Genomic DNA, 21767 nt, shown 5'->3' with positions numbered 1-21767 from the left:
TCCAGCGCGAATTTGGCTGGAGGTTTATTGCGAATGCCTCTCACTATCAACACAGAAGCCTGACATGATGTCCATCGGCAATGGAACGCTGCCCCACCCTTTCAGCGTGGATTGACGCGGCTGGTCCAGGGCTGGGGCTGGTAGTCGGGCAGGATGCGGCACACGCCGGTGGCGCGGCTGGCCAGGCTGTCGCAGCGGCCGCGGATGTCGCTCGGATTGGGGCGGCGACGGGTTTCGGCCCATTGGCGCAGGGCGGCGGCGCTCGCGGCGTAGATCGGGCCGGAGAGCTTGGAATGCTCCATTTCCTCGGTGAAGACCTGCAACAGCAGGTGGTCGGTGCCTGCTTGTTCCAGCGTGGCGCGATAGGCGGCCTGGTGTTCGACGAAGGCGGTGCTGTCCTCGATACCGTGCAGGGTCAGGACCGGGATGGCGATCTGGCCCGTCGGATCGCCATCGGCGGCCAGACGCGCGAGGGCGCCGGGGTCCGGAGTGATGCGGGGGATGCGGGCGTTGAGACCGGCATCGTCGGAAGTGCCGCTGTAGCGGACATGGGCATTGCCGAAGGCGCTGCGCCCGTCCGTCATCTGCCAGGCGATATTGGCGAAAAGGGTGGTGGCCCAGGCCAGGTGGCCGGGGATGGCCCATTCGGGGATGCGGCTGGCGGCGGTGAGGTCGGCCAGGGCGCGGCGCTGGGCCGGGCTGCGGTCCTCCGCCGCGCGGTCGGCGCCGGTGCAGGCCAGGTAGCGGTCCATCAGCTCCTCCCGCGTCATCGCGGCACCTTGGGCCAGACCGAGGGTGACGGGGTATTGCGGCTCATCGGCGCGGGGGTGTGTGCCGCAGATGGCCTGGTAGGCGGCGCGCAGGTCGACCCGCATGTCATAGGCGCGGCTGGGTCCGGCGAGCACGCCGGAGGTCAGCAGCGCGGCCTGCCAGGGGCGCGTGCCGTCCGGGCCGGGCTCGTTCAGGGTCTCGATCGCCTTGGCAGCGACCGCGGCGCCCCAGGACTGGCCGTGCAGCAGGCTGAAGCGGATCGGCCCCAGCACCTGTTCGGCGATGCGGCGGGCCTCCAGCGTATCCTCCCCGGCGCGGCGGATGCCAAAACCTTCGCGGCGACGGCTGGTGGAGACCCAGGCCCAGCCCTGGTCGAGGAATTCGGTGTAGCGGAGCAGGTCTTCGTCGGTGGTGTCGCGCGCCGGCGGGGCCATGCGCGGGCCGCCGAAGATGTGGGTGACGAGGCCACCATTCCACGCGGCCGGCCGGGCAATCAGCAGCCAGGCACCGTTCGCGTCACGGCCGCGCAGGCAGGTGGTGCTCTCCGCCAGGCCGGGCGGGCATTCCGCGGGCGCGGGCGGTTCGGCGGCAAGGCCAGGCCCGACGAGGAACAGGGCGATGGCCGCGACCAGGGCGGCCCGGCCAGCCCGCATCACGCAGGCGTACCCTCCACCGGCACGCCCGAGACGTCCTTGGTGGTGTGGATGGTCTGCAAGGTCTGCACCCGCAGCACATGGGGCGCGCCGGTCAGCCGCCCGGTCAGGGCGTTCTCATGCGCCGTGTCGCGCGCCACCAGCCGCAGCATGAAGTCGCCGCCGCCGCGGATCATGTGGCATTCGCGCACTTCCGGCCATTCGCAGACCATCTGCTCGAAGGCCTGCAACACCGACTGCTTCTGCGTCTCCAGCCCGACCAGGGCGAAGAAGGTGATCTCCCAGCCCAGCACCTGCGGGTCCAGGTCGGCATGGTAGCCGCGGATCACGCCCTGCTCCTCCAGCCGGCGCACGCGGCGCAGGCAGGGCGGGGCGGAGAGGCCGACGCGGCGGGCCAGCTCGACATTGGTCATCCGGCCATCGGCTTGCAGCTCCGCCAGGATCTGGCGGTCCACCTCGTCGATATCGGGTGAAAGGTCCTCGGTCATACAGGCTGTCATGTCCCGGCTGGGGTTCGCGACGCAATATCCTTTCGACATCGCCGTTCCACAAGACGCACTCCATCAAAAGACACCCATATCCGCCGTGTTCGCCCCGGCGAACTGCCTGCGGCTTGAGCATTTGGCCGGCACAGCCGATATGCAGCGCAACGCTTTGCCTCCAGCCGGATCAATCCCGTGTCCCAGACAATCGCCACCCGCCTGCTGATCCTCGGTGCCGGCCCCGCCGGCTACACCGCCGCCATCTATGCTGCCCGCGCCGGGCTGCGGCCGCTGGTGGTGGCCGGGTTGCAGCCGGGCGGCCAGTTGACCATCACCACCGAGGTCGAGAATTTCCCGGGCTTCGCCGAGCCGATCCAGGGCCCCTGGCTGATGGAGCAGATGCAGGCCCAGGCCACCCATGTGGGGGCGGAGGTGGTGCAGGATGTCATCACCGCCGTCGATCTCAGCCGCCGTCCCTTCCGCTGCACCGGCGATTCGGGCCGGGTCTATGAGGCGGAGGCGATGGTCATCGCCACCGGCGCACAGGCCCGCTGGCTGGGCATTCCGGGGGAGAAGGAGCTGTCCGGCTTCGGCGTCTCCGCCTGCGCCACCTGCGACGGCTTCTTCTATCGCGGCAAGGATGTGGCCGTGGTCGGCGGCGGCAATTCCGCGACGGAGGAGGCGCTGTACCTGTCCAACCTCGCCCGCCACGTCACGCTGATCCATCGCCGCGACAGCCTGCGGTCGGAGAAGATTCTGCAGCAGCGGCTGTTCGAGCGGCCGAATGTCTCCGTCATCTGGGACACGGCGGTGGACCGCGTGCTGGCCGATGACAGCGGCCGCGTGGCGGTCGCCCGCGCGCTGGCGCTGCGCAACCTGAAGACCGGCGAGATGCGGGACCTGCCGGTGCACGGCCTGTTCGTGGCGATCGGGCACGACCCGGCAACGGCGCTGTTCAAGGGCCAGCTTGGCATGGATGAGGAGGGCTATATCCGCACCACCCCCGGCACCACCCAGACCACCATCCCGGGCGTCTTCGCCGCCGGCGACGTGCAGGACAAGATCTACCGCCAGGCCGTCACCGCCGCCGGTACCGGCTGCATGGCGGCGCTGGAGGCGGAGAAGTTCCTGGCGCATCTGCCGGCCGTGGAGGTCGAGGCGGCCTGATCCGCCGGGGCTGGACGGAGCGTCACAGGCATTTTTGCGCCTTGAGGACGTAAGCCTGGGAAAAAAACGCCCGAGCTGTCATCGGCATGCTACTCAAACTTAGTCTTGGCATGGCAGCTTGCTGGACGAATCGGCCCCGCGAGAGGGCGCCGGGAACTGACACAGGGAATCGGGCGCAGGCATGCCGTTGGATTGGGACAAGCTGCGCGTTTTCCACGCCGTCGCCGAGGCGGGTTCCTTCACCCATGCCGGGGAGACGCTGAACCTCTCCCAATCCGCCGTCTCCCGCCAGATCCAGGCGCTGGAGGAGGCGTTGCAGGTCCCCCTGTTCCACCGTCACGCTCGCGGCCTGATCCTGACCGAACAGGGCGAGACCCTGAACCGCGCGGTGCGGGAGGTTTTCGCCAAGCTGGCGATGACGGAGGCGCTGCTCACCGAAAGCCGGGAACGGCCGACCGGCCGGCTGAAGGTCACCACCACCACCGGCTTCGGCAGCATCTGGCTCGCCCCTCGTCTGCGCCGCTTCATGCAGATGCATCCGGATGTGACGCTGACCATCGTGCTCGACGATGCCGACCTGGACCTGGCGATGCGGGAGGCCGATGTGGCCATCCGCCTGCATCCGCCGCGGCAGCCGGACCTGATCCAGCGCAATCTGGGCAATTTCGGCTGGCGCGTCTGCGGGGCGCCCGACTACCTGAAGACCGCCGGCATGCCGATGCGGGCCGAGGACCTCGATGCGCATCGCATGATCGTCTACGGCGATTACCGCCCGCCGGTGGAAAGCGTGAACTGGCTGCAGGAGGCCGGGCGACGCCCCGGCTCCACCCGCCGCGCGGTGCTGGAGATGAACAGCCTGCCCGGCATCCTGGCCGCCGTGCGCAGCGGCCTCGGCCTCGCCGCCCTGCCCGATTACATGGGGGAGGAGCTGGATGGGCTGGTGCAGGTTCTGCCGGAGCTGAAGTCGCCGCGGATCGAAGCCTATTTCGTCTATCCGGAGGAGCTGCGCCATTCGAAGCGCGTGGCGGTATTCCGCGACTTCCTGGTGGCGGAGCTGGCGGGGCCGGCACGGCTGCAACAGGCCGGGTGATCGCCAATTGCGATCGTTCGATTGAGATCTGTGAATAGCGGGGTTGTATTAAGGGTTCCATGCGCGCACCGCATGGCGGCTAGCGCTTTTTCACCCAACCCTTTTGCCGCAGCGCACACTATGTAGGGGGTGTTCCGGCGGCGACGCTGGATCAGGGTCATTCGGGTCTCCCGAACCCCTTCGTCTCCCAGACGTGAAGCCTCCCTGTTTGACTTAGGCCGCTACCCCAACGGGTTGGCGGCCTTTTTTTTGGCCCGCCGGTTCGCACCCTCGGGCGGCGGGAGGCTATCCCTCGACGAAGAACTGCGGATGTGTTGCGCGCAGGCGATCAGCCTCCGCGAAGGTGCCGGAGAGATGGGCGCGCAGCCTCGCCTCGGCCCCTGCCTGATCTCCGTCGAGGATCGCGGCGACCAGCGCCTCATGCTCGCGCAGCACGGCGGTCGTCTTGCCCGGCTCCGGCAGATGCAGGCAGCGCAGGCGGTCCAAATGGCCGCTGCGGCTGCGCACCAGCTCCCGCAGGCCTGGCACACCGGCGGCGGTGAACAGCACGGCGTGGAAGGCCTCGTCGGCCTCGGCGAAGGTCGCGGCGTCGGCGGCGGCCGGCACCAGGCTCGCCATGCGCGCGAGTTCGTCGGACAGCGCCGCCGCCAGCCCCGGCGTGGGCGCGCGGGTCAGGCGGCGCACCACCTCCAGCTCCAGCGCCAACCGCAGGAACTGCGCCTCCCGCGCATGGGCGATATCGATGCGGGACACGCGCGTGGCGGATTGCGGCACCACATCGATCAGATGTTCCGCCTGAAGGCGGATCAACGCCTCCCGCACCGGGGTCTGGCTGATGCCCAGCCGCTGGGCGATGGCGATGCGGGACACCACCGCACCTGGTGGCAGGGCCAGGGAGATCAGCGCCGCGCGCAGCCGTTCATAGGCGATATCCGCGGCGGTCCGGCGCGGACCGACGGGGGACAGCGCCGCGAGTTCGGGCTCCAGGCCCGGGGCATCTGGGAGAAAGGAGTTCATCGCAGCCGTTCCTTTACCAGACGTCGCCGCAGCGGCCAGATTCGATATTGACGCCTCTCAATCTAACATATCAGATACCAGTGTCTGAATGCGAGCCCGGTGCTGAGCGAGGCTGCGCAGGACAAAGGAAACGCCCATGCATCGTCATACGCGCCGCCTGATCCTGGCCGCCTGCGTCTCGCTGACCGCCCTGCCCGCTTTCGCACAGGGCCGCGCCTGGCCGAGCCAGCCGATCCGCGTCATCGTCCCCTTCGCCGCCGGCACGTCCGATACCGTCGCCCGGTTGGTCGGCGCCGAGATGTCGAAGACGCTCGGCCAGCCCGTTGTCATCGAGAACCGGCCAGGCGCCGGCGGCAATATCGGCGCCGAGGCCTGCGCCCGTGCCACGCCGGATGGCCACACCATCTGCCTCGGCACCATCAGCAGCCACGCCATCAACCCGGCGATCTATCCGCGCCTGCCCTATGACAATCTGCGCGATTTCGCGCCGATCACGCAGCTTTCGGCGCAGCCCAACGCGCTGGCGGTGACGGCGAATTTCCCCGCCCATACGGTGCAGGAGCTGGTGACGCTGCTGCGCAGCCGGCCGCCGCGCGACATTGCCTTCGGAACTTCCGGCGTCGGCACCTCCGTGCATCTCGCCGGCGCGCTGTTCGGCCAGTTGACGGGGACGGAGCTGGAGCACGTGCCCTATCGCGGCAGCGCGGGGGTCGCCACCGCCCTGATGAGCGGCGAATTGCCGATGGCCTTCGACAACCTCTCCTCCGTCCTACCGCTGGCGCGGGAGGGCAAGCTGCGCATCCTCGGCGTCACCTCGCTGCAACGCTCCCCCGCCGCGCCGGACCTGCCGGCGGTGGCGGACACGGTGCCGGGCTTCGAGAGCCTGTCCTGGAACGGCTTCTTCGCACCCGCCGCGGTGCCGGCGGAGATCATCCTGCGGCTGCATCGCGAATCAGTCGCGGCGTTGGCACAGCCTTCGGTCGCCAACCGCTTCCGCGACCTCGGCATCACCGCATCCGGCACCACGCCGGATGCCTTCCGCGATTTCGTGGCCAGCGAGACCACACGCTGGCGCGACGTGGCGCAGCGCGCGCGCATCCAGATCGACTGACAGCCTTCCCGATCGAGACGCTTTTCCGGAGCCATGATGACTGACACGCCCCGCAAGACGCCTGAGGAATTGCGCAGCGCCCGCTGGTTCGGGCCGGCCGATCTGCGTTCCTTCGGCCACCGGTCCCGCACCATGCAGATGGGCTACGCGCCGGAGGAATGGCAGGGCCGGCCGGTCATCGCCATCGTCAATACCTGGTCCGACCTGAACCCCTGCCACACGCATCTGCGGCAGCGGGCAGAGGATGTGAAGCGCGGCGTGCTGATGGCCGGCGGATTCCCGGTGGAGCTGCCGGCGCTGTCGCTCTCCGAGAGCCTAGTGAAGCCCACCACCATGCTCTACCGCAACATGCTGGCGATGGAGACGGAGGAACTGCTGCGCAGCCATCCGATCGACGGCGCCATCCTGATGGGCGGCTGCGACAAGACCACGCCGGGCCTGCTGCTCGGCGCCACCAGCATGGACATTCCCGCGATCTTCGTGCCCGCCGGCCCGATGCTGCGCGGCAACTGGGGCGGCAAGGTTTTGGGCTCCGGCTCCGACAGTTGGAAATACTGGGACGAGCTGCGCGCAGGGAAGATCACGCAGCAGGACTGGCTCGGTGTCGAGGCCGGCATCGCGCGCAGCCACGGCACCTGCATGACCATGGGCACGGCGAGCACCATGACGGCGATCGCGGAATCGGTCGGCATGGTGCTCCCGGGCGGGTCTTCCATCCTCGCCGCCGATGCGGGGCATATCCGCCTGTGTTCCGAAAGCGGACGGCGCATCGTGGAGATGGTGTGGGAGGATCTGACGCCGAAGCGCATCCAGACCCACAAGGCTTTTCTCAATGCCATCAGCGTTGCCATGGCGATGGGCTGTTCCACCAATGCGATCATCCACCTGATCGCCATGGCGCGCCGCGCCGGCCACGACGTCGGCCTCGATGATTTCGAACGTGCCAGCCGCGTGGTGCCCGTGATCGGCAATGTCCGCCCCTCCGGCAGCACCTATCTGATGGAAGACTTCTTCTACGCCGGCGGCATTCTGGGGCTGATGGAGCGGATGCGCGAGCATCTGCACCTGGACTGCCTGACCGTTTCCGGCCGCACGCTCGGCGAGAACATCGCGGGCGCCAAAGTCTACAATGACGACGTGATCAGGCCGCTCGACAATCCGATCTATGGCGAGGGGTCGCTGGCGGTGCTGAAGGGGAACCTCGCGCCGGATGGCTGCGTCATCAAGCCAGCGGCGATGGACCAGAAATTCCTGAAGCACAGCGGCCCGGCGCTGGTCTTCGACGACTATCCCAGCATGAAGAAGGCGGTGGATGACGAGACGCTCGACATCACGCCGGACCATGTGCTGGTGCTGCGCAACGCCGGGCCGCAGGGCGGGCCGGGCATGCCGGAATGGGGCATGCTGCCGATGCCGAAGCGGCTGCTGAAGGAAGGCCATCGCGACATGCTGCGCCTGTCCGATGCGCGCATGTCCGGCACCAGCTACGGCGCCTGCGTGCTGCACGTGGCGCCCGAGAGTTTCGTCGGCGGCCCGCTCGCTTTGCTGCAGACCGGGGACATCGTCGAGGTCGACGTGGACGCGCGCAGCATCAACATGCGTGTCTCCGAGGAAGAGTTGGCGCGCCGTCGCGCCGCCTGGACCCCGCCGCCGCCACGCTTCGAGCGTGGCTATGGCTACGCCTTCACCAAGCATGTGCAGCAGGCCAATGAAGGCTGCGACTTCGACTTTCTGCGAACCGATTTCGGCGCCCCCGTGCCCGAGCCGGTCATCTACTGAAGGACACGCCATCATGGCACTCAGCGAAAAGACCCGCGACCTGCTGCGCAAGGTCAGCACCGCCACCGTCGCCACCATCCTGTTCAAGCGCGGCCTGCGCGGCCAGATGATCCAGGGCGTGCTGCCGCTGCATCCGGTGACGGAAAGCATGGTCGGGGAGGCGGTGACCGTGCGCTACATCCCGGCGCGGGAGGATCTGAACACCCTCGACGTGTTCCGCGATCCCACCCATCCGCAGCGCCGCGCGGTGGAGAATTGCCCGGCTGGCAAGGTGCTGGTTTTCGACAGCCGCAAGGATGCGCGCGCCGCCTCCGCCGGCGCCATCCTGGTGGGCCGGCTGAAGGCGCGTGGCGTCGCCGGCGTGGTGAGCGATGGCGGGTTTCGCGATTCCGCCGAGATCGCCGCGCTGGGCATCCCCGCCTACCATCAGCGCCCCTCAGCGCCGACCAATCTCACGCTGAACCAGGCGGTCGATATCGATGTGCCGATCGCCTGCGGCGATGCGCCGGTGTTCCCGGGCGACGTGATTCTCGGCGATGCCGATGGCGTCATCGTCATCCCCGCGCATCTGGCAGAGGAGATCGCGGCGGAAGCGACCGAGATGACCGCCTATGAGGATTTCGCCGCGGCCAAGGTGGCGGAGGGCCGCAGCCTTGTCGGGCTGTACCCGGCGACCGATCCCGCCAGCCTCACCGAATTCGCGACCTGGCGCCAGAACCGGGGCGTCTGACAACAAGAAACAGGAGGAGACCGCCATGATCACCCGTCGCCTTGCCCTCACCGCCACGCTCGCCACGCCTTTCCTCGCGCGCCCCGCTCTCGCCCAGGCCGCGACGCTGAACGTGAACTCGGCGCTGACGGCGGATGATCCGCTGTTCAAGGGCCTGGAGGCCTTCAAGCAGGGCGTCGAATCGCGCAGCGGCGGCCGCATGCAGGTGCGGCTCTATCCCTCCTCCCAGCTCGGCTCGGATGAGGATGTGCTGGAACAGGCACGCGCCGGCGCCGGCGTGGCCGTGGTGGTCGATGGCGGCCGCCTCGCCCCCTTTGTGCGCGAATTCGGCATTCTGGGGGCGCCCTATATCGCCAACGGGTTTCCGGAACTCCGTAAGCTCGCCATCTCGCCGCTGTTCGACCGCTGGGCGGACCGGCTGCGCACGGCCTCCGGCCACCAGGTGCTGTCCTTCAACTGGTTCCAGGGCGACCGCCACCTGCTGACCAATCGCGCCATCTCCGCTCCCGCGGATCTCAACGGCCTGCGCCTGCGCACGCCGGGCGCGCCGGTCTGGCTGGAAACGATCCGCGCCATGGGCGCGACGCCCACGCCGCTGCCCTGGACGGAGGTCTATTCCGCCCTGCAGCTGCGCGCGATCGACGCGGCAGAGGCGCAGTACCCGGCGCTCTGGGGCTCGCGGCTGTATGAGGTGGTGCGCTTCATCACCAAGACCTCCCACATCAATCTGATCACCGGGTTGATCGGGTCCCGAATCTGGTTCGACCGTCAGCCGGCCGATCTGCGCGCCATCCTGCGCGAGGAGGCAGTGAAGGGCGGCGATACCGGGTCCCAGGCCACGCTCGCCTCGCTGGAGGATTTCGAGACGCGGCTGAAGGCGCAGGGCCTCACCGTCACCACGCCGGACCTGGCGCCGTTCCGGGAGGCGACGAAGGTGGTCTATGACAAGCTGAACTACACGGCGGTGCGCCGTGAGGTTGAAGCCGTGCTGGCGGGCTGAGGACATGCGCGCACTGGAAAAGGCGGAGGAGACGGTGGGCATCGTCCTCTTCGCCGGCGTCTGTCTGCTGGTGCTGCTGGGCGCCGTCACCCGCACCCTCGGCGTGCCGCTGATCTGGGCGGTGGATGCAGCGCAGCTGCTATTCGCCTGGACCGCGGTGCTCGGTGCCGATGTGGCGCTGAAGCGTTGGCAGCACATTGAGATCGACATTCTGGTGCGCGCCTTCCCCGCCTCCGTCCGGCGCCTGCTGGCCTATGCCTGGCTGGTGCTGATCGCCGCCTTCCTGGCGGCGCTGGTCTGGCTGGGGACGGAGCTGACGCTGCTGAACCTGGAACGGGAACTCGGCGACACGCCGCTATCCTATGGCTGGGTGACGGCGGCGATTCCGGTGGGGGCGGCGCTGATGCTGCTGACCACCGTGGTGCGGCTGCTGCGCGGGCTGATGGGCCGGCAGGCGATCACGACCGGCGGAGTGGATGGGATGGTCCTGTGACAGCAATCGTCAGCGGGGCGTTCTTCGTCCTGATGTTCCTGGGCATGCCGGTGGCCTTCGCGATCGGCAGCGCCGCTTTCCTGTTCTACATCTTCGGGCCGATGCCACCCGGCATCGCGGTGCAGCGGATTGTCTCCGCGACGCAGTCCTTCCCGCTGCTCGCCGTGCCCTTGTTCGTGCTGGCCGGGCATCTGATGAACGAATCCGGTATCACGGAACGACTCATCAAGCTGGCCAGCGTGCTGGCCGGCTGGATCCGCGGCGGGCTGGCGCAGGTGGCCATCGCGCTGTCGGCGCTGATGGGCGGCGTCTCCGGCTCCGCCGTGGCCGATGCGGCGATGGAGGCGCGCATCCTCGGCCCCTCGATGCTGGCCCGCGGCTATTCGCGCGGCTTCACCTGCGCGGCCATCGCCGTGGGGTCGCTGATCACCGCGACCATCCCGCCCAGCATCGGGCTGATCCTCTACGGCTTCCTCGGCAATGTCTCGATCGGGCGGCTGTTCGTCGCCGGGCTGGTGCCGGGCATCCTGATGACGTTGTTCCTGATGGTCACGGCCTGGATCGTCGCCACGCGCCGCGGCTATGCGCCGGAACGCACCACCCTTCCTTCGGCGAAGGAGGTGGTGGTTTCCGTGTGGGAGAGCAAATGGGCGCTGGCCTTCCCGGTCTTCCTGATCGTCGGCATCCGCTACGGCATCTTCACCCCCTCCGAGGCCGGTGCCTTCGCCGTGGCTTATGCGGTGGTTATCGGCACCGTCGTCTACCGGGAACTGACCTTCGCCAAGGTGGTCGCGGCGCTGCGGCACAGCCTGACCGATACCGGCATGATCATGCTGATCATCATGTTCTCCGCCATGATCGGCTACATGATCACCCTGGAGCGTGTGCCGCAGGACGCCACCGCCTTCCTCGCCGGCCTGTCCTCCAACCCGCAGGTGCTGATGCTGCTGCTGGTGGCCTTCCTGGCCTTCCTCGGCATGTTCCTGGAATCCACCGTCGTCACGCTTCTGCTGACTCCGATCCTGGTCCCCGTCGTCACCCGGCTCGGCATCGACCCCGTGCATTTCGGCATGGTGATGATGACCACGGTGACGCTGGGCGGCATGACACCGCCGGTTGGGGTTGCCATGTACACGGTCTGCGGCATGCTCGACTGCCCGATGGACGAATATACGCGGGAGGCCCTGCCCTTCCTCGGCGCCGTCATCGCGCTGATCGTGCTGATGGTGTTCTGGCCCGGGCTGGTGCTGTTCCTGCCCAATCTGGTCTTCTGAGGGAAAGCGGGCATGGAGGAGACCTGGCGCTGGTTCGGTCCGCTGGATGACATCTGGCTGGCCGAAATCCGCCAGACCGGCGCCACCGGCATCGTCACCGCGCTGCATGACATCCCCTATGGCGAGGTCTGGCCGCTGGATGCCATCCGCGAACGCCAGCAGGTGATCGCCGATGGCGGCATGCGCTGGAGCGTGGTGGAAAGCCTGCCGGTGCATGAGGATGTGAAGCGCGGTACCGGCGACCTGCCACGGATCTTCGCCAACTATCGCGAATCGCTGCGCAACCTGGGCCGCGCCGGTATCCGCACGGTCTGCTACAATTTCATGCCCGTCCTCGACTGGACCCGTACCGACCTCGCCTTCCTGATGCCGAGCGGTGCCGTGGCGCTGCGCTTCGATGCGGTGCGGCAGGCCGCCTTCGACGTATTGATGCTGCGCCGCCCGAATGCGGAGGCGGACCACCCCCCCGCGGTGCTGGAGGCCGCGATACGCTGGTTCGCCGCGGCTGGGGAAACGGAAACGGCGAATCTGCTCGCCTCCGTGATGGCGGGGCTGCCTGGCGCCTATGACCGCTACGACATCCCCGGCCTGCGCCGCATGCTGGCCAGCTATGCCGGCATCGACGCCGCCGCGCTGAAAGCCAATCTGACACGTTTCCTGACGGAGGTTGTGCCGGCGGCGGAGGAGGCGGGCATCACGCTCTGCATCCATCCCGACGACCCGCCCCGGCCGATCCTGGGCCTGCCGCGCATCGTCTCCACCCATCGGGACCTGGCCGATGTGGTGGCCGCCGTCCCCTCCCCGGCCAATGGCATCACCTTCTGCACCGGCTCGCTCGGCGCCGGGCTGGACAACGACCTGCCGGCGATGGCGCGCGCTTTGGCGCCGCATGTCGCCTTCCTGCATCTGCGCAATGTCCGCAAGGAAGCCGATGGCTCCTTCCACGAGGCTGAGCATCTCGACGGGGATGTCGACATGCCGGCGGTGCTGGATGCCTTCCTGGCGGAAGAATCACGACGCAAGGCCGAAGGCCGCGCCGATGCCAGCATTCCCTTCCGTCCCGATCACGGCCATCTGCTGCTCTCCGATGTCGGGCGCCCCACCCATCCCGGCTATCCGCTGATCGGCCGGCTGCGAGGGCTGGCGGAGCTGCGTGGCGTGATCGCCGGGCTGCGACACCGGGCCGCATGAGCCCGCGCCTGTCCGAGGCGACGCTGCACCTGCTGCCGGGCGCGGTGGCAAGGCCGGGCTACGACCGCGCGGCGGTGACGCCGGGCATCGTTCATCTCGGCCTCGGCGCCTTCCATCGCGCCCATCAGGCGGTGATGACGGAAGCGGTTCTGGCCGCCGGCGCGCGGGATTGGGGCATCGTCGCCGCCAGCCTGCGCAGCCCGGAGACGCGCGATGCGCTGGCGCCGCAGGACGGGCTGTTCACCTTCGCGCTGCGCGAGGACAAGGCCCAGCAGCTTCAGGTCATCGGCGCCCTGCGCGGGCTGCATGTGGCGCCGGAGGACCCGGAGGCGTTGCTCGCCGCGCTGGCGGCGCCTGCGACCCGCATCGTTTCCCTGACCGTCACCGAAAAAGGCTATTGCCACGACCCCGCCAGCGGCGCGCTGGATGAGGCGCATCCCGATATCCGCCACGACCTGGCGGCGCCACACAGCCCACGCTCCGCCCCCGGCTTTCTGGTGGAGGCGCTGCGCCGTCGCCGTGCCGCCGGCACGCCGCCCTTCACCGTCCTGTCCTGCGACAACCTGCCGGCCAATGGCGCCACGGCGCGGGCCATCACCGCCCGCCTCGCCACGCTGCGCGACCCGGAACTAGGCGCCTGGGTTGCGGAGTCCGTGGCCTTTCCCTGCACCATGGTGGACCGCATCGTGCCCGCCACCACCGCCGAGGACCGCGCCGGCATCGAGTCCGCGCTGGGCCTTCAGGATGCCTGGCCGGTGCTGGGCGAGCGCTTCTGCCAATGGGTGATCGAGGATCATTTCCCCAGCGGCCGCCCGGACTGGGCGATCGGCGGCGCCAGCTTCACGGCCGATGTGGCGCCTTTCGAGGTGATGAAGCTGCGCCTGTTGAACGGGGCCCATTCGGCGCTGGCCTATCTGGGCTATCTGGCGGGGCATGAGACGGTGGCCGATGCCGCCAACGACCCGGCCTTCGCCGGCTTCCTGGACGGGCTGTGGCGCGAGATCCGGCCGCATGTCGCTGCGCCCCCCGGCGTCGATCTCGCCGATTATTGCACGCGTCTTGTGGGCCGCTTCCGCAACCGGGCGCTGCGGCACCGGACCTGGCAGATCGCGATGGATGGCAGCCAGAAGCTGCCGCAGCGGCTGCTGGACACGGTGCGGCACGCCCTGGCGGCCGGGCAGCCGATCGACCATCTGGCGCTCAGCGTGGCGGCCTGGATGCGCTATGTGATGGGGGTGGATGAGGCGGGCGCGGCCATCGATGTCCGCGATCCGCTGCTGCCGAGACTGCGGCTGGCCTGCGCGCCCGGCCCGGCGGAGTCCGCGGCCGTGGTCCAGCGACTATTCGCCATCTCCGCGATTTTCGGCGACGACCTGCCGCGCCAGCCGACCTTTCAACGGGCGGTGGAAGATGCGCTCCGCCGCCTGATCGAGGGCGGCAGCCGCGCCGCCATCGGGGCGCTGCGGGGGCCATAAGGCGACCGGCCGACAGGCTCTGGACGCCTGCCCGACTTGGGATGATCGTGCCACCAGGCGGTCCCGCCGCGCCCCGGCGCAGGCGGCGACCCGCCTGATGCCGAAAGAAGCCGCCGGAAAGGCGGCGCACCAAGGGGAAGATTCGCCATGTTCCATCGCCGCGCCCTTCTGGGTGGCCTCGCTCTGCCGCTGCTGGCCCGCCCCAGCCTGGCCCAGACCTGGCCCGACCGGCCCGTGAGGCTGGTGGTGCCCTATGCCGCGGGCGGCCCGACCGACACAGTCGCGCGGCTGATGGCGGAGCGGATGTCGAACGCCCTGCCGCAGCGGGTGGTGGTGGAGAACCGAGCCGGCGGCGGCGCGCTGATCGGGACGGAGGCGGTGGCCCGTGCGCCCAAGGATGGCAGCACGCTGCTGTTCACCACGGTGGTCCATGCCGTCCACCGCGCCCTGCACGGCGCCCGCCTGACCTTCGACCCCGGCGCGGATTTCACCCCGGTGGCGCTGGTGGGCGTGGTGCCGCAGGTCATCATGGTGCCGCCAGGCAGCCCGGTGCGGGACATGGCGGGGCTGCTGGACTTCCTGCGCGCCGGCCAGCATGCCTATGGCAGCAGCGGCGCCGGCGGGTCCTCCCATCTCGGGGTGGAGCTGCTGAAAAGCATGACGGGCGTGCAGGCAGAGCACATCCCCTATCGCGGCACCGCGCCGGCGGTGGTGGACCTGATGGCCGGGCGCATCGCCCTGGTGATGGACAGCGTCGCCACCGGCGCGGCGCAGGTGCGCGGCGGCACGCTGCGCGGCATCGCCACCACCGGCCCGCGCCGTTCCTCCGCCTTGCCCGACCTGCCCACGGTGGCGGAGACGGTTCCGGGCTTCGCCGCCACCACCTGGAACGCGGTCCTGGCCCCCGCCGGCACGCCGGCGCCGATGATCGCGGCGATGTCGGAGTCCATCTGGACCGCGCTCGGCGAGGCCGCCGTGCAGTCCCGGCTGGCGGAGCTCGGCGTGGAAGTGCCGCCGGCCGCCGAGCGCAACCCGGCCGATGCCGGTCGCTTCATCGCGGCGGAGACAGCGAAATGGGAGAAGCTGATCGCCGAGGCGGGAATCCGCGCCGAATAGGCGCCGCCTACGCGACCGGCCCCAGCGTCTCGAACAGCCGTACGAACAGCCTGGTGCGTGGCACCAGGCAGCCGGTCAGGATGTATTCGCCAAAACTGTGCGGCCCGCCGCCGATCACGCCAAGTCCGTCCAGCGTCGGCACGCCCAGCGCACCCGTAAAATTGCCGTCGCTGCCGCCGCCGGCCACACGTTCCCCCAGTACCGGGAAGGGGCCATCGGCGGCCAGGGCCACGGCCTGGTCGTACAGCGCCTGGCCGGCCGCGGTCTTGGCGAAGGGTGGGCGGGACAGGCCGGGCACCACCTCCAGCACCACATCCGGGTCGTGCGGACGCAGCGCGAAAAGGGCGTCGCGCAGCTCCGCCGCCTCCACCGCCGTGGGCACCAGGGCGTAGCAGATGGCGCGGCATTCCACCGGCACCATGTTCTCATGCGTGCCGCCGGAGATGGTGCCGATATTGACGTAGAAGTTCCGCGCGTAATCGGTCAGCGCCTCGATCGCTAGCACCTGGCGGGCCATTTCGCGGATGGCGGAACGGCCCTCCGCATGGGTGGCGCCGGCATGGGCAGGGCGGCCGATGGTGCGCAGGTGGTAGCGCGCGATGCCGTGGCGGCCGACGGTCAGCTTGCCGCCCTCGCCGGAGGGTTCGGCCACCAGCACCGCCGTGTGGCGCAGCGCCTCCGCCTCGATCGCGGCGCGGGAGGAGGGGCTGCCCGCCTCCTCATCCGGAATCATCATGAAGCTGACCGGCAGGCGCGGCCGGCGGCCCTGGGCGTGGATATGTTCCAGCGCGGCCAGCGCCATCGCATTGCCGCCCTTCATGTCATAGATGCCGGGGCCATAGGCGCGGTCGCCCTCCACCCGGAAGGGCAGCCTGCCCGCCAGGGTACCGACCGGATGCACCGTGTCGATATGGCCGAGCAGCAGCAGGCCGGGGCCGGGTTCCTCGCCCTCGATCCGGCCGATCAGGATGTCGGCATAGCCATCCGTGCCGGGAATGCGCTCGATTCGGGCGCCGATGGCCCGCAGCTTCGCCTCCACATGGTCGGCCATGCGGTTCACCGCGGCGACATCCTGGGTCGGGCTTTCGATCTCCACCCAGCCGCGCAGGGCGGCCAGCAGCGCCGCTTCGGTCAATTCCTGCATCGTTTCCCCATGTCGTTCCGGCCCGACACCATCAGGTCGCGCGGAGTCTTCGGCAAGACCGCCGTTGCACGGGCGGGTCCGCTCGGGCATAGGAGCCTCTCCCGTCTGAACCACGCGGGAGAGAGCGGTACGGTGGCCCCCAAGGGGCTGGCGGGCCGCCGCCGAAGGCGCAACCGGCCCCCGGAAACGCTCAGGCAAAAGGGCCGCGTGGGATGTCGCCGAAAGGTGGCGACGGGTCTCTGGAAAGCTCGCCCTTCGAACGGGGGGCGGCACCGACGGAGTAAGGCGCGGTCCGCAAAGGACCAGGCCGAATCTCTCAGGTCACCGGACAGAGGGGGGTCACGGAACACCCGGCGCCATTTCGGCGGTGGGAAGCCTTTGGGGGCACCGTGGCCGATTCCGAACTGTTGGAGACCCCGCTCGCATCGCTGCACCGGGAACTGGGCGGGCGCATGGTGCCCTTCGCCGGCTATGCCATGCCGGTGCAATACCCCGCCGGCATTATGGCGGAACATCTGCATACGCGGGCGAGCGCGGGCCTGTTCGACGTCTCCCATATGGGCCAGGCCGAGCTTCTCGGGGATGGCGCCGCCGCGGCCCTTGAAAAGCTGACGCCGGCCGATGTGCAGGGGCTGAAGCCCGGCCGGCAGCGCTACGGCGTGCTGATGACGGAGACCGGCGGCATCCTCGATGACTTCATGGTCGCCAATCGCGGCGACCGGCTGTTCCTGGTGCTCAACGCCTCCCGCAAGCATCTGGACATTCCGGCGATCGAGGCGGTGCTGCCCGCTGGCGTCACGCTGCGGCCGCTGCCGGACCGGGCGCTGATCGCCTTGCAGGGGCCGCAGGCGGTGGCCGCGCTCGCCACGCTGGCGCCCGGCATCGCCGCCATGAAGTTCATGGATTTTGCCGAGCACAGCATCGCCGGCGTGAACTGTCTGGTCAGCCGTAGCGGCTATACCGGCGAGGATGGCGTGGAAATCTCCGTCCCGGCCGAACAGGCCGACATGCTGGCCAAGGCGCTGCTGGCCCTGCCGGGCGTGCAGCCCGCCGGCCTCGGCGCGCGCGATTCGCTGCGGCTGGAGGCCGGGCTCTGCCTCTACGGCAACGACCTGGATGAGACGACCAGCCCGGTCGAAGCCAATCTGGTCTGGACCATGGGCAAGCGCCGCCGCATGGCCTGGGACTTTCGGGGGGCCGAGCGCTGCCGGGCCGAACTCGATAGTGGGCCGGCGCGTTTGCGTGTCGGCATCCAGCCGGAAGGGCGCCAACCCGCCCGTGGCCACACGCCGGTGCAGGCCGGTGGCGCGGTGGTCGGCGAAATCACCTCCGGCGGCTTCGGCCCCTCCGCCAATGCCCCCGTCGCCATGGGCTATGTCGCGCGCGGCGCGGCGGCCGATGGCACGGCACTCGATCTGATGGTGCGCGGCAAGGCCCTGCCCGGCCGCGTCGCCGCCCTGCCCTTCATCCCCCACCGCTACGCGCGCTGAAAAGGTCCCGAGACATGGCCGAGCTTCGTTTCACCAAGGATCATGAATGGGTGCGGCTGGAGGGCGATATCGCCACCGTCGGCATCACCGACCACGCGCAGAACGCGCTGGGCGATGTGGTCTTCGTCGATCTGCCGGAAGCCGGCCGCGAAGTCACGGAAGGCGAAGCCTGCGCGGTGGTCGAGAGCGTGAAGGCGGCCTCTGACGTCTACGCCCCCCTCGCTGGCCGCATCAGCGAGAGCAATGCGGCGCTGGGCGAGAATCCCGCGCTGATCAATTCCGACCCGACCGGGGAGGGCTGGTTCTTCAAGCTGACCGCCATCGATGCCGCCGCCGTGGCCGCGCTGATGGATGAGGCCGCCTACGCCGCCTTCGTGGACGGCCTGGCATGAGCGCCATCGCCGACCTCGCCGCGCTGGAGGACAAGGGCGAATTCGCCCGCCGCCACATCGGCCCCTCCGACTCGGAAATCACCACCATGCTGAAGGTGGTGGGCGCCGAGAGTCTGGAAGCGCTGGCCGCCCGCACCGTGCCCGCCGCCATCCGCAGCAGCGCGCCCTTGCCGCTGCCGCCCGCGGCGACGGAAGCGGAGACCATTGGTGAGCTGCGCGCCCTGGCTGCGAAGAACCGCGCCGACATCAAGTCGCTGATCGGCATCGGCTATCACGGCACGCTGACGCCGCCGGTCATTTTGCGGAACGTGCTGGAGAATCCTGGCTGGTACACGGCCTATACGCCGTATCAGGCCGAACTGGCGCAGGGCCGGCTGGAAGCGCTGCTGAACTTCCAGACCATGGTGACCGACCTCGCCGGCCTGCCGGTGGCCAATGCCTCCCTGCTCGATGAGGGCACGGCGGCGGCGGAGGCGATGGCGCTGGCCCATGCCGCGACGCGCGGCAAGTCCGACACCATCGTCATCGCAGCCGATGTGCATCCGCAGACGCGCGCCGTGGTGGCGGGCCGTGCGGAGCCGCTGGGCTTCCGCGTGCTGGTGACGAAGCCCGCCGAGATCATCGCGACGGTGCGGGCCCAGAAGCCCTTCGCGCTGCTGCTGAACTATCCCGGCACCACCGGCGAAATCCGCGACCTGACGCGGGAAATCGCGGCGGTGCATGAAGCCGGTGGCCTGGCCATCGTCGCCGCCGATCCGCTGTCGCTGGTGCTGCTGACGCCGCCGGGCGAGATGGGCGCCGATGTCGTCGTCGGCTCCACGCAGCGCTTTGGCGTGCCGATGGGCTTTGGCGGGCCGCATGCCGGCTATATGGCGGTGAAGGATGCGCATAAGCGGCTGATGCCCGGGCGCCTCGTCGGCGTCTCGCTGGATGCCGCCGGCCAGCCGGCCATGCGCCTCGCCTTGCAGACGCGCGAACAGCATATCCGGCGCGAGAAGGCGACGAGCAATATCTGCACAGCCCAGGTGCTGCTGGCCGTCATGGCCAGCATGTATGCCGTGTGGCACGGGCCGGAAGGCCTTGCCCGAATCGCCAAGCGCGTGGCGCTGCAGGCGCGGCTGCTGGCGGGGGCGGCGAAGCGCGCCGGCTTCGCGCTGCGCCATGCCGACTTCTTCGACACCATCTGCATCGAGGCCGGCGGCAAGGCGGAGGCGCTGATCGCCGGCGCCTTGAAGCGCGGCTTCAACCTCGCCCGGCATGAGGGTGGCGGCGTCGGCATCGCGCTGGACGAGACGGTCACGCGCGAGGATCTGCTGGCGCTGGTCGATGCCATCGCGGAGGCCGGCGGCCAGGCCGCGCCGAAGCTGGATGGCATCATGCCCGAGGGTGGCTTCCCCGCCGCCCTGGCGCGCAGCAGCGCGGTGCTGACGGCGGAGGTGTTCCGCAGCCATCACGCGGAACACGCCATGCTGCGCTACCTGAAGCGGCTGGAGGACAAGGACGTCGCGCTGAACCGCAGCATGATCCCGCTGGGGTCCTGCACGATGAAGCTGAACGCGACGGCGGAGATGATCCCCGTCACCTTCCCCGGTTTCGGCAACATCCACCCCTTCGTGCCGGTGGATCAGGCGACCGGCTATCTGGAGATGATCCGGCGGCTGGAGAGCTGGCTCTGCGCCGTCACCGGCTTCGCGGCCGTGTCCTTGCAGCCGAATGCGGGCAGCGCGGGTGAATATGCGGGCCTGCTGGCGATCCGGTCCTGGCACCGGGCGCGTGGCGACCTGCATCGCGACATCTGCCTGATCCCGTCCTCCGCCCATGGCACCAACCCGGCCTCCGCCGTGATGGCGGGCATGAAGGTGGTGGTGGTGGGCTGCGACCGGGACGGCAATGTCGATCTGGATGACCTGCGCGCCAAGGCGGAGCAGCATGCGGAGAAGCTCGCCGCGCTGATGGTCACCTACCCGTCCACGCATGGCGTCTTCGAGGAAGCCATCCGGGAAATCTGCGCCCTGATCCATGAGAAGGGCGGGCAAGTCTATATGGACGGCGCCAATATGAATGCGCAGGTCGGGCTGACCAGCCCGGCCGCCATCGGCGCCGATGTCTGCCACCTGAACCTGCACAAGACCTTCTGCATCCCGCATGGCGGCGGCGGCCCGGGCGTCGGCCCGATCGGCGTCGCCGCGCATCTGGCGCCCTATCTTCCGGCGCATCCGATGCTGGCGGAGGCGGGGCCAGGGGCCACGTCGCATGGGCCGGTGGCGGCGGCGCCCTTCGGCAGCGCATCGATCCTGCCGATCTCCTATGCCTATATCCGCATGATGGGGCCGGATGGGCTGAAGCGCGCGACGCAGGTGGCGATCCTCAACGCCAACTACATCGCGACCAGATTGTCCGAGCATTACCCGGTGCTGTATCGTGGCAGCCAGGGCATGGTCGCCCATGAATGCATCCTGGATTGCCGCGGCTTTCAGCAGAATGGTGGCGCCTCGGTCGAGGATATCGCCAAGCGTCTGCAGGATTACGGCTTCCACGCGCCTACCATGTCCTGGCCGGTGACGGGCACGCTGATGGTGGAGCCGACCGAGTCGGAGACGACGGGCGAGTTGGATCGCTTCATCGCCGCCATGGTCGCGATCCGCGGCGAAATCCGCGCCATCGAGCAGGGCCGCATGGACCGCGCCGACAACCCGCTGAAGAACGCGCCGCACACCGCCGCCGAGGTGATGGCCAGCGACTGGTCGCACCCCTACACGCGCGAACAGGCCGCCTTCCCCCTGCCCTATGTGGCGCGCCAGAAATACTGGCCCCCGGTGAAGCGGGTGGACAATGTGCATGGCGACCGCAACCTGGTCTGCACCTGCGCGCCGCTGGAAGCCTACGCCCAGGCGGCCGAGTAGGTGGACGATCTCTTCGCCAAGGGCGAGGCGGTCGGCGCGCTGTTGAAGGCGCGCCGCGAGACCGTGGCGGTGGCCGAAAGCTCCGCCGGCGGGCTGGTCTCGGCCAGCCTGCTCGCGGTGCCGGGGGCCAGCGCGTATTTCCTCGGCGGCGCCGTGGTCTATACGGCGACCGCGCGGGAACAGCTTTTGGGGATCACCGCCGCCGACATGGCGGGGATGCGCTCCTCCTCCGAGCCCTATGCGATGCTGCTGGCGCGCACGCTGCGTGCGCGCTTCGGCACGGTCTGGGGCATCGCGGAGACCGGCGCCTCCGGCCCCACGGGCAATCGCTATGGCGATGCGGCGGGGCATAGCTGCCTGGCCGTCAGCGGACCGGTGGAAGCCGTGGCGACGCTGGAAACCGGGCATGGTGACCGTGCCGCCAATATGCGGGCTTTCGGCGCGGCGCTGCTCGACCTGTTCGAAAAGACACTTGAGGGGCGGTAGGCG

At 69.3% G+C, this 21767-nt stretch carries 19 protein-coding genes and 2 riboswitches; of the genes, 15 read left to right on the top strand and 4 right to left on the bottom strand.

Annotated elements, in window-relative coordinates; translation table 11 throughout:
• Nucleotides 1-101: 101 nt before the first annotated feature.
• Both ACVFYP_RS26025 and ACVFYP_RS26020 read right to left on the bottom strand, forming a co-directional pair.
• The gene (locus ACVFYP_RS26025; RefSeq protein ID WP_499203095.1) at nucleotides 102-1424 is read right to left on the bottom strand and encodes a hypothetical protein; all 1323 of its coding nucleotides are present in this window, start codon (nucleotides 1422-1424) and stop codon (nucleotides 102-104) included.
• Nucleotides 1424-1912, bottom strand: a complete 489-nt coding sequence (locus ACVFYP_RS26020) for an Lrp/AsnC family transcriptional regulator (RefSeq protein ID WP_499203094.1) — start codon at nucleotides 1910-1912, stop codon at nucleotides 1424-1426. Before ACVFYP_RS26020 ends, ACVFYP_RS26025 begins: the two co-directional genes overlap by 1 nt.
• 189 nt (nucleotides 1913-2101) lie before the next feature.
• On the opposite strand from ACVFYP_RS26020, the gene trxB reads away from it, so the two are divergent.
• The gene (trxB, locus tag ACVFYP_RS26015; protein ID WP_499203093.1) at nucleotides 2102-3073 is read left to right on the top strand and encodes a thioredoxin-disulfide reductase; all 972 of its coding nucleotides are present in this window, start codon (nucleotides 2102-2104) and stop codon (nucleotides 3071-3073) included.
• Between the two features lie 181 nt (nucleotides 3074-3254).
• Complete coding sequence (locus ACVFYP_RS26010; RefSeq protein WP_499203092.1) at nucleotides 3255-4163, top strand: LysR family transcriptional regulator; 909 nt, start codon at nucleotides 3255-3257, stop codon at nucleotides 4161-4163.
• 285 nt (nucleotides 4164-4448) lie between these two features.
• Here ACVFYP_RS26010 and ACVFYP_RS26005 read toward each other — a convergent pair whose 3' ends face one another.
• Entirely contained in the window at nucleotides 4449-5180 is a 732-nt protein-coding gene (locus ACVFYP_RS26005; RefSeq protein ID WP_499203091.1) for a GntR family transcriptional regulator, read from the bottom strand.
• A 136-nt stretch (nucleotides 5181-5316) separates the two neighbouring features.
• Between ACVFYP_RS26005 and ACVFYP_RS26000 the strand changes: the two genes are divergently transcribed.
• The 9 genes from ACVFYP_RS26000 (at nucleotide 5317) to ACVFYP_RS25960 (ending at nucleotide 15349) form a co-directional block, all read left to right on the top strand.
• Nucleotides 5317-6291, top strand: a complete 975-nt coding sequence (locus tag ACVFYP_RS26000) for a Bug family tripartite tricarboxylate transporter substrate binding protein (protein WP_499203090.1) — start codon at nucleotides 5317-5319, stop codon at nucleotides 6289-6291.
• Between the two features lie 36 nt (nucleotides 6292-6327).
• Nucleotides 6328-8070 carry an L-arabinonate dehydratase gene (gene araD / locus ACVFYP_RS25995; protein ID WP_499203089.1) on the top strand — a complete coding sequence of 581 codons (1743 nt, stop codon included), beginning with the start codon at nucleotides 6328-6330 and terminating at the stop codon, nucleotides 8068-8070.
• 13 nt (nucleotides 8071-8083) lie between these two features.
• On the top strand, nucleotides 8084-8800 hold the full coding sequence (locus ACVFYP_RS25990; RefSeq protein WP_499203088.1) for a ribonuclease activity regulator RraA: 717 nt from the start codon (nucleotides 8084-8086) through the stop codon (nucleotides 8798-8800).
• A gap of 25 nt (nucleotides 8801-8825) precedes the next feature.
• Entirely contained in the window at nucleotides 8826-9800 is a 975-nt protein-coding gene (locus ACVFYP_RS25985; RefSeq protein ID WP_499203087.1) for a C4-dicarboxylate TRAP transporter substrate-binding protein, read from the top strand.
• 4 nt (nucleotides 9801-9804) lie between these two features.
• Nucleotides 9805-10293: a TRAP transporter small permease gene (locus ACVFYP_RS25980; protein WP_499203086.1), complete on the top strand. Its 489-nt coding sequence runs from the start codon at nucleotides 9805-9807 to the stop codon at nucleotides 10291-10293.
• A complete protein-coding gene (locus ACVFYP_RS25975; RefSeq protein WP_499203085.1) occupies nucleotides 10290-11567 on the top strand; it encodes a TRAP transporter large permease in 1278 nt (425 codons plus the stop codon). The genes ACVFYP_RS25980 and ACVFYP_RS25975 overlap by 4 nt, the downstream gene beginning before the upstream one ends.
• A 12-nt stretch (nucleotides 11568-11579) precedes the next feature.
• Nucleotides 11580-12758, top strand: a complete 1179-nt coding sequence (gene uxuA / locus ACVFYP_RS25970; protein ID WP_499203084.1) for a mannonate dehydratase — start codon at nucleotides 11580-11582, stop codon at nucleotides 12756-12758.
• Nucleotides 12755-14233 (top strand): mannitol dehydrogenase family protein, encoded by a 1479-nt coding sequence (locus tag ACVFYP_RS25965; RefSeq protein ID WP_499203083.1) that lies wholly within the window; start codon nucleotides 12755-12757, stop codon nucleotides 14231-14233. Before uxuA ends, ACVFYP_RS25965 begins: the two co-directional genes overlap by 4 nt.
• A 147-nt stretch (nucleotides 14234-14380) precedes the next feature.
• Entirely contained in the window at nucleotides 14381-15349 is a 969-nt protein-coding gene (locus ACVFYP_RS25960; RefSeq protein ID WP_499203082.1) for a Bug family tripartite tricarboxylate transporter substrate binding protein, read from the top strand.
• A gap of 7 nt (nucleotides 15350-15356) precedes the next feature.
• On the opposite strand, the gene ACVFYP_RS25955 is transcribed toward ACVFYP_RS25960, so the two are convergent.
• Nucleotides 15357-16493 carry a M20 family metallopeptidase gene (locus ACVFYP_RS25955; protein WP_499203081.1) on the bottom strand — a complete coding sequence of 379 codons (1137 nt, stop codon included), beginning with the start codon at nucleotides 16491-16493 and terminating at the stop codon, nucleotides 15357-15359.
• A 105-nt stretch (nucleotides 16494-16598) separates the two neighbouring features.
• Nucleotides 16599-16709: riboswitch (glycine riboswitch) on the top strand.
• A 13-nt stretch (nucleotides 16710-16722) separates the two neighbouring features.
• Nucleotides 16723-16835, top strand: a riboswitch (glycine riboswitch).
• Between the two features lie 47 nt (nucleotides 16836-16882).
• On the opposite strand from ACVFYP_RS25955, the gene gcvT reads away from it, so the two are divergent.
• Genes gcvT through ACVFYP_RS25935 form a run of 4 tightly spaced genes read left to right on the top strand, consistent with a single transcriptional unit; the run spans nucleotide 16883 to nucleotide 21764 of the window.
• On the top strand, nucleotides 16883-17983 hold the full coding sequence (gene gcvT, locus ACVFYP_RS25950) for a glycine cleavage system aminomethyltransferase GcvT (protein ID WP_499203080.1): 1101 nt from the start codon (nucleotides 16883-16885) through the stop codon (nucleotides 17981-17983).
• 14 nt (nucleotides 17984-17997) lie between these two features.
• Nucleotides 17998-18375, top strand: a complete 378-nt coding sequence (gene gcvH / locus ACVFYP_RS25945) for a glycine cleavage system protein GcvH (RefSeq protein WP_499203079.1) — start codon at nucleotides 17998-18000, stop codon at nucleotides 18373-18375.
• Nucleotides 18372-21278: an aminomethyl-transferring glycine dehydrogenase gene (gene gcvP / locus ACVFYP_RS25940; protein ID WP_499203078.1), complete on the top strand. Its 2907-nt coding sequence runs from the start codon at nucleotides 18372-18374 to the stop codon at nucleotides 21276-21278. The genes gcvH and gcvP overlap by 4 nt, the downstream gene beginning before the upstream one ends.
• The gene (locus tag ACVFYP_RS25935; RefSeq protein WP_499203077.1) at nucleotides 21279-21764 is read left to right on the top strand and encodes a CinA family protein; all 486 of its coding nucleotides are present in this window, start codon (nucleotides 21279-21281) and stop codon (nucleotides 21762-21764) included. It abuts the gene before it with no gap.
• Nucleotides 21765-21767 lie beyond the last annotated feature (3 nt).

It is taken from the genome of Roseomonas sp. F4 (assembly GCF_053891155.1).
This window is presented reverse-complemented; position numbering and strand designations above follow the sequence as displayed.

Coding starts and splice junctions, on each gene's coding strand:
- ACVFYP_RS26025 (WP_499203095.1), bottom strand. CDS start 1,424: ATGCGGGCTGGCCGGGCCGCCCTGGTCGCGGCCATCGCCCTGTTCCTC.
- ACVFYP_RS26020 (WP_499203094.1), bottom strand. CDS start 1,912: ATGACCGAGGACCTTTCACCCGATATCGACGAGGTGGACCGCCAGATC.
- ACVFYP_RS26010 (WP_499203092.1), top strand. CDS start 3,255: ATGCCGTTGGATTGGGACAAGCTGCGCGTTTTCCACGCCGTCGCCGAG.
- ACVFYP_RS26005 (WP_499203091.1), bottom strand. CDS start 5,180: ATGAACTCCTTTCTCCCAGATGCCCCGGGCCTGGAGCCCGAACTCGCG.
- ACVFYP_RS26000 (WP_499203090.1), top strand. CDS start 5,317: ATGCATCGTCATACGCGCCGCCTGATCCTGGCCGCCTGCGTCTCGCTG.
- araD (WP_499203089.1), top strand. CDS start 6,328: ATGACTGACACGCCCCGCAAGACGCCTGAGGAATTGCGCAGCGCCCGC.
- ACVFYP_RS25990 (WP_499203088.1), top strand. CDS start 8,084: ATGGCACTCAGCGAAAAGACCCGCGACCTGCTGCGCAAGGTCAGCACC.
- ACVFYP_RS25985 (WP_499203087.1), top strand. CDS start 8,826: ATGATCACCCGTCGCCTTGCCCTCACCGCCACGCTCGCCACGCCTTTC.
- ACVFYP_RS25980 (WP_499203086.1), top strand. CDS start 9,805: ATGCGCGCACTGGAAAAGGCGGAGGAGACGGTGGGCATCGTCCTCTTC.
- uxuA (WP_499203084.1), top strand. CDS start 11,580: ATGGAGGAGACCTGGCGCTGGTTCGGTCCGCTGGATGACATCTGGCTG.
- ACVFYP_RS25965 (WP_499203083.1), top strand. CDS start 12,755: ATGAGCCCGCGCCTGTCCGAGGCGACGCTGCACCTGCTGCCGGGCGCG.
- ACVFYP_RS25960 (WP_499203082.1), top strand. CDS start 14,381: ATGTTCCATCGCCGCGCCCTTCTGGGTGGCCTCGCTCTGCCGCTGCTG.
- ACVFYP_RS25955 (WP_499203081.1), bottom strand. CDS start 16,493: ATGCAGGAATTGACCGAAGCGGCGCTGCTGGCCGCCCTGCGCGGCTGG.
- gcvH (WP_499203079.1), top strand. CDS start 17,998: ATGGCCGAGCTTCGTTTCACCAAGGATCATGAATGGGTGCGGCTGGAG.
- gcvP (WP_499203078.1), top strand. CDS start 18,372: ATGAGCGCCATCGCCGACCTCGCCGCGCTGGAGGACAAGGGCGAATTC.